Source organism: Propioniciclava sp., assembly GCF_029977985.1.
Taxonomy (GTDB): domain Bacteria; phylum Actinomycetota; class Actinomycetes; order Propionibacteriales; family Propionibacteriaceae; genus Propioniciclava.
Genome location: NZ_JARKOT010000277.1, coordinates 1 through 16,936 on the forward strand (window position 1 = coordinate 1; position 16,936 = coordinate 16,936).

Genomic DNA, 16,936 nt, shown 5'->3' on the forward strand with positions numbered 1-16,936 from the left:
TGGACCGAACGCACCTATCACCGCCGCCGACGCCAACAACGCCTTGGCCGATTGACCCCCATCGAGTTCGAGACCATCATGACCACACCGGCCCTCCAAGCCGCCTAACCCAACTGTCACCAAGTCGTGCAGCAGTCCCCAGGCATCCGAGCAGAGCTGGCTACTCCGATGCACCTCACCAGTGGAAGCCCGCCCCGCAGCCGGTGCGTCGACAAAGAGTGTCATCCCTCAGCAGCCGCGACGGACCCCAACACGGTCGGCCACGCCGACGCCCATAACCCCACCACTCGCCTGCAGCAGACCCGCGGCGATTCAGTGTTCGGATGCCCCGTCAGCGAAGCCCCTTTCACCTCGCGGCGCGGGCGTCTGTCCGATCGGCACGCCAGCCGCAGCCCGGCGCGGGCGCTCACGTCAGGTCGGAGAGCTGGGCGATGCCGGTGAGTGCGGCCACGGCCGAGCGCACCATCGGCACGGCCAGCACCGCGCCGCTGCCCTCGCCGAGCCGCATCGAGAAGTCGACCAGGGGCGACAGGTCGAGCCGGTCGAGGGCGAGAGCCTGGCCGGGTTCGGTGGAGCGGTGGCCGGCCTGCAGCCACGCCTTGGTGCCGGGCGCGTAGTCCTCGGCAACCAGCGCCTCTGAAGCGGCGATGACCCCGTCCAGGAGCACGGGGACGCCCCGGCGTGCGGCGCCGGAGATGAAGCCCACGGCGGCCGCGAAGTCGGCTGCGCCCAAGGCGGCGAGGCGCTCGACGGGGTCGGCGACCCGCTCCCCGGCCCGGGCAAGGGCGGCCTTGACCAAGGCCGTCTTGTGCACGAGAGTGCCCTCGTCGATGCCGGTGCCACGTCCGGTCACGGCAGGGGCCGGCACGCCCAGGGACGCCGCGATCAGGGCGGCGGCAATGGTGGTGTTGCCGATCCCCAGGTCACCGGAGATCAGCAGCTGGGCACCGTCCGCGATCTGCTCTCCCGCGATCGTGTCGCCGGCCTCCAGAGCCAACTCGACCTCTGCGCGGGTGAGCGCGTCCGCAAGGTGGATCGGGCCGGAGGACCGTCGCACCTTGAACCGGCTGATCTCCGCGGGCAGGTCGGGGACGTCGACGGCGACCCCGAGGTCGTAGATGCTCACGGTCACGTTGTTCGCGGCGGCCAGAGCCGAGACCCCGGCATGCCCACCGGCGATGCCGTAGACCATGGCAGGAGTGATCGCCGCCGGGTAGGCCGAGACCCCGTCCGCCGCGACCCCGTGGTCACCGGCGAAGACCACCACCCGGACGTCGTCCAGCTGGCGCGGCGGGCAGGTGCCCTGGCAGGACGCCACCCACGCGGCCAGCGTCTCCAGGTCACCCAGGGCCCCGAGCGGCTTGGCCTGCCCGTCGCTGAGGGTTCGAGCTGCGGCGTACGCGGCGTTGCTCGGGGCCTGGACGGGGGTGCGGAGTTCGGGTTGGGTCATGGTTCTCCTTCGGTTGGACGGGTGGTGGCCTGGTTCAGGTGTGGTGGTCGTGCCGGTGGTCGGCGTCGGGGCAGTGCGAGTGGGTGTGTGCGATGGCCGAATGCGTGTGCTCGTGGCTGTGGCGGAGGGCCGCGACGGCAGGGTCGTGTGCGTGGCTGTGGTGTCCGTCGTCGTGGCTGTGCCAGTGGTCGTGGGTGACCGCGGGATGTGCGTGCTCGTGGTTGTGGTGTTCGGTGAGGTGCAGCGTGATGCCGGCTCCCATGAGTGCGGCCGCGGCAGCCAGCGTCCAGCTGAACGGCTCGCCGAGCGCTAGGGCGAGGATCGCTCCGAAGAAGGGGGCAACGGCGAAGTACGCCCCGGCCCTGGCAGATCCGAGGGAGGCGAGCGCGGAGAGGAACAGCACGAGACTCACTCCGTAGGACAGGACGCCGACCGCCGCTGCGGCGCCGACCGCCGCTGCGTCCGCCAGCCGAGCACCCAACGAGAATGCGAGGGCGAGGTTGGCCGGCCCGGCGACGGCACCCTTCACCGCGGCCAACCAGACCGGGTCGTTGCGGGCCACCATGCGGGTGAGGTTGTTGTCGATGCCCCAGCACAGGCAGGCGCCGAGCACGGCAAGGGTGGGCCAGGTGCCGGCGAACTGGGGTTGCCCGGGCCAGCTGAGCACCGCCGCGCCGGCGGCGATCAGCGCGAAACCGGTGACGATTCTGCGGCTCGTGGCTTCCTTGAACACCAGCCAGGCGATCAGTGCGGTGAACAGCGCTTCGGCATTGAGCAGGAGGGATGCGCCGCTGGCGGGCATCGCGACCAACCCGAGCATGAGCAGCACGGGGGCGAGGACGCCTCCGAACAGCACGGCGCCGGCGAGGGGCGCCACCTCCGCGGGCGGGATGCGCACTCTGGGGGAGCGTCGCGCGATTCGCCACAGCGACAGCGTCAGGCCGAAGGCGGTGTAGAGCAGGCCGGCGAGGAGCCAGGGGCTGGTCTGGCCGAGCAGTAGCTTCGCGATCGGCGTGCCGGCGCCGAACAGCGCTGCGGCGGCGAGCCCAGCGACTGCCCCGCTCCGGGATCGGGCGCCGCCGGTCATCGCCCCACCCTGCCGGGTGGGCATGGGAGGATGCGCGGGTGGCAGGAATCCTGGTGGCGGGCACTTCGTCGGACGCCGGCAAGTCGCTGATCGTCGCCGGGCTGTGCCGCGCATTCGCCCGGCGCGGCGTGCGGGTGGCGCCGTTCAAGGCGCAGAACATGAGCAACAACTCGATGGTCTGCCCGGACGGTTCCGAGATCGGACGCGCCCAGTACCTGCAGGCCCTGGCGGCCGGGGTTGAGCCGTCCGCGCTGCTGAACCCGGTGTTGCTCAAGCCCGCTACCGACCGGCGGGCGTTCATCGTGCTCGGTGGCCAGCCGGGCGGCACCCTCGAGGCCGGCGAGTACACCAATGGTCGTGCCCGGCTCGCGGCGGCGGCGTTCGACGCCTATCGGCAGCTGGAGGCCGAGTACGACCTGGTGGTGGCGGAGGGCGCCGGCTCGCCGGCCGAGATCAACCTGCGTGCCGGTGACTACGTCAACTTCGGCCTGGCTCGGCAGTTCGGACTCCCGGTCGTGCTGGTCGGGGACATCGACCGGGGCGGGGTGCTGGCGTCCATCTACGGCCACTGGGCGATCAGCGACGATGACGACCGTGCCACCCTGGCCGGCTATCTGATCAACAAGTTCCGCGGCGACCAGTCGGTCCTCGACCCGGGCCTGGTGGAACTCACCGCCCGCACGGGCCTGCCGTGCCTGGGCGTGGTGCCGTGGCTGGACCAGGTGTGGCTGGACAGCGAGGACGCGCTCGCGTTCGCGAAGTGGCCGCGCCTGCCCGGCCGTGCCGGGACCCTGCGGGTCGCCGCGGTCCGGTTCCCCCGCATCTCGAACGCCACCGATCTGGACGCCCTGGCCGCCGAGCCCGGCCTGGACGTGTTCGCCAGCGCCAGCCCGTCCGACATCGCGAGCGCCGACCTGGTCGTCCTGCCCGGCAGCCGCAGTACTCTGGCCGACCTCGACTGGCTGCGGCGGCTCGGGCTCGCCGACGCCCTCTCCCGCCGAGCAGCCGCAGGCGGTCCGATCCTGGGGATCTGCGGCGGCTACCAGATGCTCACCGAGGTGATCGACGACCCGATTGAATCCGCGCTCGGCACCGAGCCGGGGCTGGGCCTGTTGCCGGCGACGGTCCGGTTCAACGCGGAGAAGGTCCTCGGAAAGCCGACCGGCAGTTGGCGCGGGCACCCAGTCACCGGGTACGAGATCCACCACGGGGTGGTTGAGCCGAATGGGGGTGAGCCGTTCCTGGACGGGGTCCGGGTCGGCAACACCTGGGGCACGATCTGGCACGGCGCGTTCGAGAACGACGGGTTCCGCCGTGCGTGGCTCACCGAGCTGGCCGACACGGTCGGCTCGGCCTGGCGGCCCGCCGCGGGTGCTCCCGGTTTCGCCGAGCGTCGCACCCAGATGCTGGACGAACTGGCCGACGCCCTGGAGCAGCACGCCGATGTGGGTGCGCTGCTGCGACTGGCTGGTCGCTGAGCAGCAGCGCATCCGGAACATCGGCACCATCGTCGTCAGGCTGCGCCCTCGCCGAGGACTCCGGCCGACCGCACCGCGGCGACGAGCCCGGGTACGTCGGTGACCGAGCCCGGGGCCAGGCCCAGGCCCGCGGCGGCTTGCAGCACCAGCGGTTGCCGGAGCCGGGCGGCCGCCACGAGCGCCTCGTTGGAGAGCAGCTCGGCGGGTCCCCCGTGGCGGACCTGCCCGTTCACCAGCACGGCGACCGTGTCGGCCCACCACAGGGCGAAGTCGACCTCGTGGGTGGCGATCACCACCGTGGTGTGGGCGCGAAGGAGGCTCTCCAGGGCGCCGACCATCTCGTCCACTCCTTGCGGGTCAAGCCCGGCAGTGGGCTCGTCGAGCAGCATGATGCACGGCCGCATCGCCAGTGCCCCGGCGATGGCGACCCGCTTGCGCTGCCCGTAGGACAGTTCGTGGATCGGCCGCTCGGCGAGCTCCTCGATCGACAGCACGGCCAGCACCTCCGCCACCCGCTGCCGGACTTCTGCCTCACCCAGTCCGAGGTTCAACGGGCCGAAGGAGACGTCGCGGTACACGTCGGCGGCGAACAACTGGTCGTCGGGGTTCTGCGCGACCAGCTGGACGACCTGCCGATGGGCCCGAAGGCCGGCCCGGTCGAATACCAAGGGAGCGCCGTCAACCAGAACGTTGCCGCGGTTCGGCTTCACCGAGCCGGCGAGCGTGCGCAGCAGCGTGGTCTTGCCCGATCCGTTGGCGCCGAGCAGCGCCAGGCGCTGCCCGCGGGGAATCTCGAGGTCTGCGCCGCGGAGCACCCGGTGGTGCCCGAAGGCGACATCGAGTCCGCCGGCGGCGAGTTGGCGGTGACTCATCGCAGCACCACCCACCCCACCGAACCGGCAGCCAGTAATGCAAGCGCCGCCACACTGGTGACCAGGAAACCGGTGGACCTCAGCCGTGCCGGTTCCAGGGTTCGCAGCGCGTCCTCGTAGCCCCGTCCGGCAAGGCCGGCCTCAAGACGGCGCGCCCGGTCCCAGGAGCGGAGGAACAGCACCGCCACCCCCATGGACGCCGAACGCATCGCCGCGGACCGGGTGGCATACCCCAACCGCGCCTCCTGCGCCTGATGAACTGCTCCGGCGCTCTCCAGCAGGCCGAAGCTGAACCGGTAGATCAGCGAGGCGATCTCGATCAGCGGGTCCGGGATGCGGGCGCGCCGCAGGCTGGACAGCAGATCGATCATCGGCGTCGAGCAGGCCAGGGTGAACATGGCCAAGGTGGCCGCGACGGCGCGGACGGCCAGCTGCGTGGCTTGATCCAGCCCGACAGGGGTGACCTGCAGGCGCAGCCCGGCGTCCCAGCTGACGCTCACCGCGACCGTTGCCACGCCGACCAGGATCGAGACCACAGGCAGCCACATGATCCGCCCGAGTCGAGCCCAACCGACGCGGATCGGGCCCAGCAGCAGCACCAGGCTGGCCACGGCGACCGCGGCGCCCCCGGGGATGGGGGGCAGCGTGATCGCCGAGAGCAACAGCCCGCCTGACAGCAGCCCTTTGTCACGGACCGAGCGCGCTCGCCACGGGCTGGACCACGCCGCGTGGTCCAGCGTCAAGCCGTGCGACATCAGGCGCCAGGGTCGGGTACGACGTCGGAGGGAGCTGGTGGTGCTCCGGCTGACGTTGCCTTCTCGCCCTTGCGTCGTCCCCAGTAGCCGCCGATCGCGAAGCCGAGGACGGCCCCGCCGATCGCTGCCTGCATGGCGAACAGGCCGGATTCGACCTCGCCGGAGGCGGGCTCGAGAAAGTGGCTGAACCAGGGCTGGTAGTTGGGGTCGATCTCCTGGATCGCCGTGGTCGCCTTGTCGTCGGTGCCGCCGAAGCGCCCGTCCGGGTTCTCGGTGTTTACCCGGGCGGCGCCGCCGATGGCGAAGCTGACCACGAAGATGGCCACCATGGCCACCGCGAGGACGGTGTTGATGATCGCCTTCCTGCTCATGCCGACACCGCCTCGGCAACGGCCGGGCTGAGGACGCCGAGGCGTTCCAGCTCGGGCCTGGCAACATCGCAGATGAGTCGGAAGACGAGCACTCCCAGAAGACCTTCAGCGATGGCGAGCGGGATCTGGGAGATCGCGAAGATGCTCATGAACTTGACCACCGAGCCGAGGATGCCCGAGACCGGGTCCGGGAAGGCGAGGGCGAGCTGGACGCTCGTCACCACATAGGTGGACAGGTCGGCGAACGCCAGGGCCAGGAAGACCCCGACGTTGCGGTTCCAGCCGAACCTGCTGGACAGCTTCCAGAACCAGTAGCCCACCCAGGGTCCGGCGATACCCATGCTGAACACGTTCGCGCCGAGGGTGGTGATGCCGCCGTGGGCCAGCAGCAGGGCCTGGAAGATCAGCACGATCGTGGACAGGAACGCCATCACTGGCGGCCGGAACAAGACCGCACCCAGGCCGGTCCCGGTAGGGTGGGACGAACTGCCCGTGACCGAGGGGAGCTTGATCGAGGACAGGACGAAGGTGAAGGCCCCAGCGGCGGCCAGCAGCAGCCGCGACTCGGGGTGTTCTTTCGCCTGCTGGACGACCTTGCGGGCGCCGTGGACGACGAATGGGGCGGAGACTGCGTACCAAGCGACGCAGTGAACGACAGGTAGGAATCCCTCAGCGATATGCATCAGTGAGTTCCCCTTCTAGGTGACGTGGCCTAAGGAACCGTCACCCACGCACGTATCTGACTCCCCCATCGCTGGGGTCACAGTGGCCCGACCGTCCCGGATTCTCACCGGGTTCCGTGTCGTGGACGGCACTTGATCCTCGCACCTCAAGACGCCGGGATGCGCAAGATTGCGGAATTCTGGGACGCCCGTCTCAGCACGCCGGACTGGACCTGTCCGGGGTCAGTGTTTGGTCGCGGCCCAACTCGTGACGCTGCGCAGCGGCCGCAGGCCGGTGAACCGTCCGATTGGTTCGGCGACCTCGACCCCGATCCGGCTCAGCTCCCCGCCCCAGCGCCGGTAGGCATCCAGCAGGATCGCGTCGGAGTCGGCGGTGACGCTGTGGGCGGCGAGCCGTCCGTGGCGGCCGAGGGCCACCCAGCAGTCCTGCAATACCTGGTCCTCGACACCGCCGCCGACGAAGACCGCGTCCGGTGCGGGGAGCTCGGCGAGTACCGACGCCACGGCGCCGACCCGGACATCGAGTTGGCCGGCGACCTGCAGGTTCGTGGCGTTCTCCGCGATGCGTGCGGCGCGTTCACCGTCCCGCTCGACGGCGATGGCGGTGTTGGCCGGGTGCAGGCGGCACCACTCGATGCCGATCGAGCCGGTGCCGGCACCCAGGTCCCACAACCGTTCCCCGGGCCGTGGGGCGAGCACGGCAAGCGCGTAGGCGCGCAGCACTCGTTTGGTCAGCAGTCCGTCGGTGTCGAACGCCTCGTCGGGCAACCCGGCGCTGAGCTGGGCCCAGGGCCCGGGATGGTCGTTCATGGCGAGCACCCTAACCGGATGCGGCACAATCTGGGCCGTGAGCTGGAGAACCGGACCCCGACATGCCTGAGGGCGAACCCGTCGACACCGCCCGGGACGGGCTGACCACGAAGGAGCGGCGGCTCCTGCCCGCCCTGATCGTGAACACCGGCGAGGGCAAGGGCAAGACCACCGCCGCGATGGGCCTGGCCCTGCGGGCCTGGCACCAGGGCTGGTCGATCGGGGTGTTCCAGTTCATCAAGTCCGGCAAGTGGGTCACCGGAGAACGCGCCGCGCTCGAGGCGCTGGGGGCCGAGCACGAACGCAGCGGGGCCGGCGGGGAGGTCGAGTGGTACGCCACCGGGGCCGGCCGCCGCTGGGTCCGCAAGCCCGGTGCCGAGCCCGAGCACGCCCAAGCGGCCCGCGAGGCGTGGGCCGAGGTGGCCTCCCGCCTGGCTGCGCAGCGGCACCAGCTGTACGTGCTGGACGAGCTCACCTACCCGCTGACGTGGGGCTGGCTGGATGTCGGTGAGGTGGTGGCGACGCTGCGCGACCGGCCTGGGGTGCAGCACGTCGTGGTCACCGGACGGGCAGCGCCGGCCGAGCTTGTCGAGATCGCCACCACCGTCACCGAGATGACCAAGCGCAAGCACCCCTTCGACACCGGCCAGAAGGGCCAGGCGGGCATCGAATGGTGACGATCCCCCGGCTCGTCGTCGCCGCCGCCGCATCGTCGGCGGGAAAGACCACCATCGCCACCGGGATCATGGCTGCGTTGGCCGCCGCCGGACGGCAGGTGGCCGGCTTCAAGGTCGGCCCGGACTTCATCGACCCCGGCTACCACGCACTCGCGACTGGCCGCCCGGGCCGCAACCTTGACGCTGTCCTGGCCGGTGAGGAGCTGGTGCCACGGCTGTTCCTGCACGGCACGCTCTCTCCCGCCCCGGCCGAGGTGGCGATAGTGGAAGGCGTGATGGGGCTGTTCGACGGCCAGCTGGGACGCGACGGGTTCGGCTCCACCGCCCACATCGCGCGGCTGATCGACGCCCCGGTGTTGCTGGTGGTTGATGCGGCCGGGTCGTCCCGGACCGCCGCAGCCGGCGCGCTGGGCCTGCGCGGCTTCGACGAACGCATCCGCATCGGTGGCGTGGTCGTGAACCGGGTGGCCAGTCCCCGCCACGGTGCCGAGCTCGCTGCGGTGTTCGCCGCCGCGGGTGTTCCGGTGCTCGGCCTGGTACCGCGCAGCGCCGGGATCGCTGCCCCGTCCCGCCACCTGGGTCTCGTACCCGCCGCCGAACGCGCGGAGTCGGCCGCGACCATCGCCACCCTTGCCGCGCATATCGCCGAGCACGTCGACCTGGCAGCCGTGCTGGACCTGGCCGGCAGCGCCGCGGCCTTGGACGCCACCCCGTGGGACCCGAGCGAGGTCGTGACCCCGGTGGCGGGGCGGCCGCTGGTCGGGATGTTCGCCGGCCGAGCGTTCACCTTTCGGTACGCCGAGACCGCCGAACTGCTCACGGCGGCCGGCTGCCGGGTCGTCGAGATCGACCCGCTGGCCGACACCCGGCTGCCCCGGGGGTTGGCCGGGCTGTACATCGGCGGGGGGTTCCCCGAGGTCCACGCCGTCGAGCTCAGCGCCAACGCCGAGCTGCGGGCGGAGGTCGCCGACGCGATCGCCGCCGGGCTCCCCACCGTCGCCGAATGCGCCGGCCAGCTGTACCTCACCGAGCACCTCGACGGCCACCCGATGGTCGGGGCGCTGCCCGCCACCAGCCGGATGACCCCCCGGCTCACCCTCGGCTACCGCACCGCCACCACCGGCAGCGGCACCCTGCTCGCACCGGCCGGGACGCGGGTTGCCGGTCACGAGTTCCACCGCACCTACACCAGCCCGCCAGCCGGACCGAGCCCGGCCTGGACATGGTCGGACGCGAGCGAGGGCTTCTCCCTCGACCCCGCCCGGACCGGGACCCCGACTCTGCACACCTCTTACCTGCACCTGCACTGGGCCGGGCAGCCTGAGTGCGTCCAGCGCTTCGCCGACGCCGCGGCCGCCTTCACCGCCCGAACCGGCGGCATCGAGCCGGCCCCAGGGCACGCCGGCCGCGCCGACGGGATCGACCTCCACCACCACGGCGACCACGACACCGCTCCCGACCTGGTCGACCTGGCCGTCAACGTCATGCTGCCCGGCGCCCCGCCGTGGCTCGCCGTCCAGATCGCCGCCGCCACCACCACTCTGGGCCGCTACCCCGACGTCGAAGAGGCCCGGAACGCGATCGCTACGGCCCACGGAGTTCCGCCGGAGATGGTGCTCCCCACCGCCGGCGGAGCCGAGGGGTTCGCACTGATCGGGAGGGTCCTCACCGCCACCCACCCGCTGGTGGTGCACCCCCAGTTCACCGAACCCGAAGCTGCGCTGCAGGCCGCCGGCCACCCCGTCCAGCGGTGGCTCCTGCCCGTCCGCACCGACCGCGGCGTCCCCGCCCTCACCGGGCTGCCCGCCTGGGCCGATGCCCTGTTCGTCGGCAACCCCACCAACCCCACCGGCTGGCTCCACCGTCGCGACGCCCTGCTTGAGGCCGGCCACGGCCGGCTGCTGGTCGTCGACGAAGCGTTCATGGACGCCACCGACGAACGTGAGTCGTTGATCGAACCGGACATGCCGAACCGGCTCGTGCTGCGATCCCTGTCCAAGACGTGGGGTCTGGCCGGGTTGCGGGTCGGCTACGTGGTCGGCGACCCCTGCCTGATCGAGCGGCTGGCCCAAGCCCAACCCTCCTGGCCGGTCTCGGCGCCCGCCATCGCGGCGATGATCGCCACCAGTACCCCGACCGCACGGGCCGAGGCCGCGAGCCGGTACCTCGTCCTGAACGCCGACCGCGACCACTTGGTCGGGGCACTGTCACACGCCGGCTTCCCCAGCGTGCCCTCGGCAGCGCCGTTCGTGCTCGTCGACACCTCCTGCTGCGGCCCCGGCTCGGTCCGGCCCGCCCTCGCCGCGGCCGGCTTCGCCGTCCGGCGCGGCGAGTCGTTCCCCGGCCTCGGCCCGACCTGGATCAGGGTCAAAGTGCCAGCGCCCGAGGTTGCCGATTCCCTCGTCGCAACCCTCGCCGGGCTCCGCCCGGGCTCGCCACGAACCGGAGGTGGATCGTGAGCCGTGAACTCTTCCTGATCGGCATCGGTGCCGGAGATCCCGACTGGATGACGATCGAAGCGTCCCGAGCCATCCAGCAGCTCGATGTGCTCTTCGTGGTGGTGAAGGACGGTGACCTGGACGACCTCGTCGAGGCGCGGAGAGTCGTGGTCGAGCGGCACCGCACCACGCCCGTGCAGATCGTCGAGCTCACCGACCCACCGCGGCCCTGGCGGACCGCCCCCGACTACGACCGGGCCGTGGCCCGCTGGCGCACCCAACGACTCGAGCAGTGGAGCCTTGCCGTCGGCCGGTCGCTCCGCCCGGGGCAGGTGGGTGGCTTCCTCGTCTGGGGTGACCCGAGCCTGTACGAGAGCACCCTGGCGATCGCCGCCCAACTGGTAGCGGCCGCCCCCGCCGACGCGCCGATCAGGATGCGCGTCCTGCCGGGCATCAGCAGCGTGCTGGCCCTCGCCGCCCGGCACCAGATCCCGCTCAACAGACAGGGCCGCGCGCTCCAGATCAGCCCTGCCCGGCTGCTCCGCGGCGGCATGCCGGCCGGCATGGACGACGTGGTGGTGATGCTGGACGGGGCCCAGACCTTTGCCGCCATCGAACCCGACGGGCTGGACATCTACTGGGGCGCCTACCTCGGCACCGCCGACGAGATCCTCGTCTCTGGTCCGCTGTCGAGCGTTCGGGACGAGATCCTGCGCATCCGCGCCGAGGCCGCGGCCCGCAAGGGCTGGATGTTCGACACCTACCTGCTGCGGCGTCGCTGACCGGCCGCGCCCCGGCGAACTCCCCTCAGCCAGACCACCACGTCGGCAACGTCCGTCACCACCGGCACGCCTTCCGGCGGGGCGGGCCGACGGATCATGACCACCGGCACCCCCAGTTCGGACGCCGCGTCGAGCTTTGCGTCGGTCGGGCCGCCGGAATCCTTGGTGACCAGCACGTCGATGTCGTGGCTTCGCAGCAGGTCGAGGTCGTCCTCGATCCGGAAAGGGCCGCGACCACGCAGCACCGTCCAGGAGGGCGGAACCGCGAGGTCGGGAAGGTCCACCACGCGGGCGAGGACGAACCGGTCCGTCCAGCCGATGAACTCGCCGAGTGATTGCCGTCCGATCGCCAGGAAGACCCGTTCGCCCAGCCGGACGGCGACCTCCCGTGCCCGGTCGATCGAGTCGACCCAGTGCCAGGACGCGGCGTCCGGTCGGGCGGCCCAGCTCGGCCGTGAAAGTCGCAGCAGCGGCACCCCGGCCCGGCCACACGCCGCAGCCGCGTTCGCACTCATCCGCCCGGCGAACGGATGGGTCGCGTCGACCACAACGTCGACGTGCTGGCCGCGCAGGTAATCGGCCAGTCCGTCCGCGCCGCCGAAGCCGCCGACCCGGGTCGTGCCCTCTGGCGGGTGCGGGTCGGCCACGCTGCCGGCCAGCGACGTGACCACGTCGACGTTGTCGGCGGCGAGCAGTGCGACGAGCTCGCGTGCCTCGGAGGTGCCACCCAGCAGCAGGAGGTTCACCGTCGCCTCGCGAGCGCGGCCAGGACGCTGAGGCCCGCAGCTCCGGCTGAGACCGCCAGTGCCAGACGGTTCGCGCGCGCGAGATCGGCCGCCGACGGTGCGGGGCCGTGGCCCAGTTCGCCACGGTCCTCCTCGACCCCGCCGTAGGTGTTGCGGCCACCAAGGGTGACCCGCAGGGCGCCGGCGAAGGCCGCCTCGACCACGCCGCCGTTGGGGCTGGGGTGCCCGCCGGACTGGTCGCGCACGGCCCGCAGTGCGTCGGTGGGTCTCCCGCCCACCAGGGGGGCGGTCAGGACGGCAAGTCCGCCGCTGATCCTTGCTGGGAGCAGGTTGGCCAGGTCGTCGAGCTTCGCCGCTGCCCAGCCGAAGTTGCGGTAGCGATCGTTGCGGTAGCCGACCATCGCGTCCAGGGTGTTGACCGCCCGGTAGGCCAGCAGTCCCGGAATGCCCGCGATCGCGCCCCAGAACAGCGGGGCGACCACCGCGTCGGAGGTGTTCTCCGCCACGGACTCCAGGGCGGCTCGGGCCACGCCGTCGGCATCGAGGGTCTGCGGGTCCCGGCTGACCAGGTGGCTGACCTGGAGTCGTGCCGCGGCCAGGTCGTCGGCGGCCAGGTGGGCAGCGACCGCCTCGGACTCACGAGCCAGTGACCGCCCACCGAGCACGGTCCACGTGGCTGCTGCGGTCGCCAGGGTCGCCAGCACGGGGTGTCTGGCGCTGCGGGAGACCAGGCTCCCGAGCGCGGCCGTGCCGCCGACCAGCACGGCGACGTGGACGGCTCCGCGCAGCCGGTCGTCGGCGTAGGTCCGCTGCTCCACCGCGGTGGCGAGCCGGCCGAACCCGGCGACGGGGTGCCAGCGACGCGGGTCGCCGAGCAGCTGGTCGGCCGTCCAGCCCAGGGCGAGGCCGAGAGCTGTCGCCGTCCCCGGTCCGCGCATGACCAACCTTCCGCTGGCGGCAATTGTTCGCCATCGAGTGTGCCAGACTGGGCGGCGCAGAGATGTGCCGAGGAACTCCGGTGAGCCCGAAGGGGCGAGTCCGGGGCGGTCCCGCCACTGTGACCGTGCCTCGGCACGGGAGCCAGGAACTCGCCTCGCTGCAGAGCGAAGACATCGGGCGAGGCACCTGAGGAGGCTCCATGGATACTGCTGCGCGCACGTCCACCCTGATCGGGGTCGGCGTCGGGCCCGGCGATCCCCAACTCGTCACCCTGAAGGCTGTCGCCACCCTGAGGGCCGCCGACGTCATCCTCGTGCCCAGCACGGAGGCCAGCGGTGACGAGGCGGGCCGAGCCGAACAGATCGTGCTCCATGCCTGCCCGGAGTCCGCAGGCAAGCTGCGGCGGGTCCCGTTCAGCATGGCGCAACGCACCGGTGTCGGCACCGAGCGGCGCCAGTCGTGGGAGGCGTCGGCGCAGGCCGCTGTCGACGCGTTCCGGGCGGGGGCGGCCACGGTCGCCTTCGCCACCGTCGGCGACCCGAGCGTCTACTCGACGTTCTCCTACCTCGCCGCCCAGGTACGGGCAGCGGTGCCCGACGTCGACGTGTCGGTCGTGCCGGGCATCACCGCCATGCAGGCGCTGGCCGCAGCCAGCCTCACCCCACTGGTCGAGGGACGCGAGAGCCTCACCCTCGTACCGGTGACGGCCGGTCTCGGCGCGGTCGGCGCCGCCCTCGACCATGCCGACACCGTCGTCGCCTACAAGGGCGGACGCCAGCTGCCCGGCCTGCTCGCGCTCGTCCACGACCGCGGCCTGGACGGGGTGCTCGGGGTGAACGTCGGTCTGCCCGACCAGACGATCACCCCGCTCAGCGAGGTGGAGTCCGCCAGCGCCCCGTACTTCTCCACGGTCCTTGTCGCACCGCGGCGCACCAGCACCGGCGGCTCGCTGTGAGCGGCCAGGTCGTCTTCGTCGGCGCCGGCCCGGGCGCGGCCGACCTGATCACGCTTCGTGGCGCCCGGGTGATCGAGCAGGCCGACATCGTGATCTGGGCCTCCAGCCTGGTCGACGCCGCCATCGTGGCGAACACCAAGCCCGGCGCGCTCGTCGTCGACTCCGCCACCGGGTCGCTGGAGGACATCACCCCGCTCTACCAGCGCGCCTACGACGAGGAGCTGCTGGTCGCCCGCGTCCACACCGGCGACCCGTCGATCTACGGTGCCACCGCCGAGCAGCGCCGGATCTGTGAGCGGATCGGCATTCCGCACCGCACCATCCCAGGCGTCTCGGCCTTCTCCGCCGCCGCCGCCCGGATGGACGCCGAGATCACCATCCCCGAGGTGTCCCAGACCCTCATCCTCACCCGCCTCGAAGGCGGCCGCACCCCGATGCCCGACCGGGAGACCGTCCGCGGGTTCGCCGCCCACGGCGTCACCATGGCGCTGTACCTGTCCGCGGCCCGCAACAAGGTGCTCCAGGACGAGCTGCTGGCCGGCGGCTACCCGCCCCACACGCCGTGCATCGTCGGCTACCGGGTGAGCTGGCCCGACGAGCTGATGCTGCGCTGCCCGCTGGCCGAACTGTCCGCCACCATGAGGGCCCACAAACTGTGGAAGCACACCGTCGTGCTGGTCGGGCCGGCCCTGGCCGAGTGGCACGACACCCGCAGCCACCTGTACCACCCCGGCTTCCGCCACGAGTACCGCGCCGCCGACGGCACCCCGCTGGTGACCAGGACCGAGACGTGATCACCGTCCACGGCCTGCTCGGCTCCCCCACCCTCGAGCTCCGGATGGCCGCCGCCACCGCCGACTGGGTGGTGGGCGGGCAACGCCACCTCGACACCCTCGAGGTCGAGAACTCCCGACGCATCACCCTCGGAGCGCTGCGGCCGGCCGTTGAACAGCTCGCCGCCCTACCCGAAGAACAGGTGGTCGTCGTGATCGCCAGCGGCGACCCGCTGTACTTCGGCGTCGTCAGGTCGCTACGCGCTGCCGGCCTCCGGCCCCTCGTGGTGCCGGCCTTGTCCTCGATCGCTGCCGCGTTCGCCGCGGTCGGCCTGCCCTGGGACGACGCCGCCGTCGTCAGCGTCCACGGCCGTCCTCTCCAACCGGCCCTCGACCTGGCACGCAGCGCCGGCAAGGTCGCGGTGCTCACCTCCGCGGAACACGGCATCAGGGAGCTGGCCACCGCCCTGGCGGACCTGGGCAGGTGGTACGTCCTGGCCGAGCGGCTCGGCGAACCTGACGAACGCGTCCGCGTCCTCACCACCGCAGAGGCGCGCACCACCGTCGCTCGCGAGCCCAACGTCGTCCTCGTGCTCGAGCGGCACCCCTGTGACGACGACGCCCCCTGGCCGGGAGACGTCGCCGGCCCCACCCGACACCCGTCAGCCCTCGTCATCGGAGAACAGCAATGATCGGACAGGTCACCAGCGGCCCGGCCAGCCGCGCCCGCGCCGACCAGATCGACGCCATCCTCGGCCGGCCCACCCGCCGCTACGCCTGCGGCGCCGTCACCGGCCTTCCCCAGGCGTGGGCCGAGTGCGACCTCATCGTCAGCCACCTGGCCCTCGGCGCCACCACCCGCATCCTCGCGCCCCTGCTGGCGTCCAAGCAGACCGACCCCGGCGTGGTGGTCATCGACGATGCCGGCCGGTTCGTCATCCCGCTGGTGGGCGGCCACGCCGGCGGGGCCAACGAGCTCGCCGTCCGGCTCGCCGAAGGGCTCGGCGCTGTCGCCGTCCTCACCACCGCCACCGACGCGACCGGCGTGCCGGGCCTGGACACCCTGGGCTGGGCGTGGTCCGGCGACGTCGCCGCCGTCACCCGCGCCATCCTCGACGGCGAACCCGTCACGGTCTCCCGGAGCCAACCCTGGCCGCTGCCACCGCTGCCGCCCTCGGTGAGCGTCGTGGGGACGGATGACGAGGAGCCCGACGGCACCGTCGCCCGGGTGCTGGTCACCGACCAGCTCACCACCCGCGGTGACCTGCCCGCCGTGGTGCTCAACCCACCCAGCCTCGTCGTCGGCATGGGCTGCAACCGCGGCACCGGCACCACCGCGCTCCGCGGCCTCCTCGAACACAGCCTGCAACGAGCCGGCCTGGCCGTGGCGTCGGTTGCCGTGATCACCACCGTCGACGCCAAGGCCGACGAGGCCGGGCTCGTCGAACTGGCCGCCCAGCTCGGCGTCCCGCTCGTCACCTACCCCGCGGACCAGCTCGCCGCCCAGGACGTGCCCAACCCGAGCGAGCACGCGCGAGCCGCCGTCGGCACCCCCAGCGTGGCCGAGGCCTCCGTCCTCGCCCACGGCGCCACCCTCCTGGTCGGGAAACAGCGCACGCCCGAGGCCACCTGCGCGATCGGACGCATCCCCGCCCGCGGCAGGCTCACCGTGATCGGCCTCGGCCCCGGCTCGCGCGACCTGACGACTCCCCGCGCGCAGCGGGCGATCCGGAACGCCTCAGTCGTGGTCGGCTACCGGCCCTACGTCGCCCAGGTCAAGGACCTGCTGCGCCCCGGCGTCCGGATCGCCAGCACCCCGATGGGCAAGGAGGAGGAACGCACGGCCACCGCCATCCAGTTCGCCCGCGAGGGCAACGACGTCGCCCTCGTGTGCTCCGGCGACCCCGCGATCTACGCGATGGCCTCCCCCACCCTCGAACAGGGCACCGAAGGCATCGACATCGAGATCGTGCCCGGCGTCACCGCCAGCCTCGCCGCGTCCGCCATCCTCGGCGCACCACTCGGCCACGACCACGCCACCATCTCGCTGTCCGACCTGCACACCGACTGGGACACGATCCTCCGGCGGGTCCGGGCCGCGGCGGAGGCCGACCTGGTCA

Annotated in this window: 15 protein-coding genes, 1 pseudogene and 2 riboswitches; of the genes and pseudogenes, 7 read left to right on the top strand and 9 right to left on the bottom strand. The window is 72.2% G+C overall.

Annotation, left to right across the window (positions count from 1 at the left end; genetic code table 11):
- Positions 1–406 precede the first annotated feature (406 nt).
- The gene (gene cobT, locus Q1K57_RS14875) at positions 407–1,450 is read right to left on the bottom strand and encodes a nicotinate-nucleotide--dimethylbenzimidazole phosphoribosyltransferase (RefSeq protein ID WP_300084044.1); all 1,044 of its coding nucleotides are present in this window, start codon (positions 1,448–1,450) and stop codon (positions 407–409) included.
- Between the two features lie 34 nt (positions 1,451–1,484).
- Positions 1,485–2,561 carry a DMT family transporter gene (locus Q1K57_RS14880; RefSeq protein WP_300084046.1) on the bottom strand — a complete coding sequence of 359 codons (1,077 nt, stop codon included), beginning with the start codon at positions 2,559–2,561 and terminating at the stop codon, positions 1,485–1,487.
- A 14-nt stretch (positions 2,562–2,575) separates the two neighbouring features.
- Between Q1K57_RS14880 and Q1K57_RS14885 the strand changes: the two genes are divergently transcribed.
- The gene (locus Q1K57_RS14885) at positions 2,576–4,015 is read left to right on the top strand and encodes a cobyric acid synthase (RefSeq protein WP_300084048.1); all 1,440 of its coding nucleotides are present in this window, start codon (positions 2,576–2,578) and stop codon (positions 4,013–4,015) included.
- Positions 4,016–4,050: 35 nt separating this feature from the next.
- On the opposite strand, the gene Q1K57_RS14890 is transcribed toward Q1K57_RS14885, so the two are convergent.
- From Q1K57_RS14890 to cbiT, 5 genes are all read right to left on the bottom strand, one after another.
- Positions 4,051–4,887, bottom strand: coding sequence for an ATP-binding cassette domain-containing protein (locus Q1K57_RS14890; RefSeq protein WP_300084050.1), 837 nt, complete (start codon positions 4,885–4,887; stop codon positions 4,051–4,053).
- On the bottom strand, positions 4,884–5,642 hold the full coding sequence (cbiQ, locus tag Q1K57_RS14895) for a cobalt ECF transporter T component CbiQ (RefSeq protein ID WP_300084051.1): 759 nt from the start codon (positions 5,640–5,642) through the stop codon (positions 4,884–4,886). The genes Q1K57_RS14890 and cbiQ overlap by 4 nt, the downstream gene beginning before the upstream one ends.
- Positions 5,642–6,013: an energy-coupling factor ABC transporter substrate-binding protein gene (locus tag Q1K57_RS14900; protein WP_300084053.1), complete on the bottom strand. Its 372-nt coding sequence runs from the start codon at positions 6,011–6,013 to the stop codon at positions 5,642–5,644. Before Q1K57_RS14900 ends, cbiQ begins: the two co-directional genes overlap by 1 nt.
- Positions 6,010–6,696 (bottom strand): energy-coupling factor ABC transporter permease, encoded by a 687-nt coding sequence (locus Q1K57_RS14905; RefSeq protein WP_300084055.1) that lies wholly within the window; start codon positions 6,694–6,696, stop codon positions 6,010–6,012. The genes Q1K57_RS14900 and Q1K57_RS14905 overlap by 4 nt, the downstream gene beginning before the upstream one ends.
- 29 nt (positions 6,697–6,725) lie before the next feature.
- Positions 6,726–6,847: riboswitch (cobalamin riboswitch) on the bottom strand.
- A 71-nt stretch (positions 6,848–6,918) separates the two neighbouring features.
- Positions 6,919–7,506, bottom strand: a complete 588-nt coding sequence (gene cbiT / locus Q1K57_RS14910) for a precorrin-6Y C5,15-methyltransferase (decarboxylating) subunit CbiT (protein ID WP_300084057.1) — start codon at positions 7,504–7,506, stop codon at positions 6,919–6,921.
- Between the two features lie 62 nt (positions 7,507–7,568).
- On the opposite strand from cbiT, the gene cobO reads away from it, so the two are divergent.
- Genes cobO through cobF form a run of 3 tightly spaced genes read left to right on the top strand, consistent with a single transcriptional unit; the run spans position 7,569 to position 11,403 of the window.
- Complete coding sequence (gene cobO, locus Q1K57_RS14915) at positions 7,569–8,183, top strand: cob(I)yrinic acid a,c-diamide adenosyltransferase (protein ID WP_300084059.1); 615 nt, start codon at positions 7,569–7,571, stop codon at positions 8,181–8,183.
- A complete protein-coding gene (locus Q1K57_RS14920; RefSeq protein ID WP_300084062.1) occupies positions 8,177–10,642 on the top strand; it encodes a cobyrinate a,c-diamide synthase in 2,466 nt (821 codons plus the stop codon). Before cobO ends, Q1K57_RS14920 begins: the two co-directional genes overlap by 7 nt.
- Positions 10,639–11,403 (top strand): precorrin-6A synthase (deacetylating), encoded by a 765-nt coding sequence (gene cobF / locus Q1K57_RS14925; protein ID WP_300084064.1) that lies wholly within the window; start codon positions 10,639–10,641, stop codon positions 11,401–11,403. Before Q1K57_RS14920 ends, cobF begins: the two co-directional genes overlap by 4 nt.
- Here cobF and Q1K57_RS14930 read toward each other — a convergent pair.
- Both Q1K57_RS14930 and Q1K57_RS14935 read right to left on the bottom strand, forming a co-directional pair.
- A complete protein-coding gene (locus Q1K57_RS14930) occupies positions 11,382–12,149 on the bottom strand; it encodes a cobalt-precorrin-6A reductase (RefSeq protein ID WP_300084066.1) in 768 nt (255 codons plus the stop codon). The two genes, cobF and Q1K57_RS14930, sit on opposite strands and share 22 nt — an antisense overlap.
- Positions 12,146–13,087 (bottom strand): cobalamin biosynthesis protein, encoded by a 942-nt coding sequence (locus Q1K57_RS14935; protein WP_300084068.1) that lies wholly within the window; start codon positions 13,085–13,087, stop codon positions 12,146–12,148. Before Q1K57_RS14935 ends, Q1K57_RS14930 begins: the two co-directional genes overlap by 4 nt.
- A gap of 32 nt (positions 13,088–13,119) precedes the next feature.
- A riboswitch (cobalamin riboswitch) is annotated at positions 13,120–13,260 on the top strand.
- A gap of 27 nt (positions 13,261–13,287) precedes the next feature.
- On the opposite strand from Q1K57_RS14935, the gene cobI reads away from it, so the two are divergent.
- The 3 genes and pseudogenes from cobI to cbiE all read left to right on the top strand — a co-directional run.
- Positions 13,288–14,043 (top strand): precorrin-2 C(20)-methyltransferase, encoded by a 756-nt coding sequence (cobI, locus tag Q1K57_RS14940; protein ID WP_300084070.1) that lies wholly within the window; start codon positions 13,288–13,290, stop codon positions 14,041–14,043.
- Positions 14,040–14,837 carry a precorrin-4 C(11)-methyltransferase gene (gene cobM, locus Q1K57_RS14945; protein ID WP_300084072.1) on the top strand — a complete coding sequence of 266 codons (798 nt, stop codon included), beginning with the start codon at positions 14,040–14,042 and terminating at the stop codon, positions 14,835–14,837. The genes cobI and cobM overlap by 4 nt, the downstream gene beginning before the upstream one ends.
- Positions 14,834–16,936 (top strand): annotated as a pseudogene (cbiE, locus tag Q1K57_RS14955) (precorrin-6y C5,15-methyltransferase (decarboxylating) subunit CbiE); the annotation flags it as partial. The gene cobM and the pseudogene cbiE, both read left to right, overlap by 4 nt.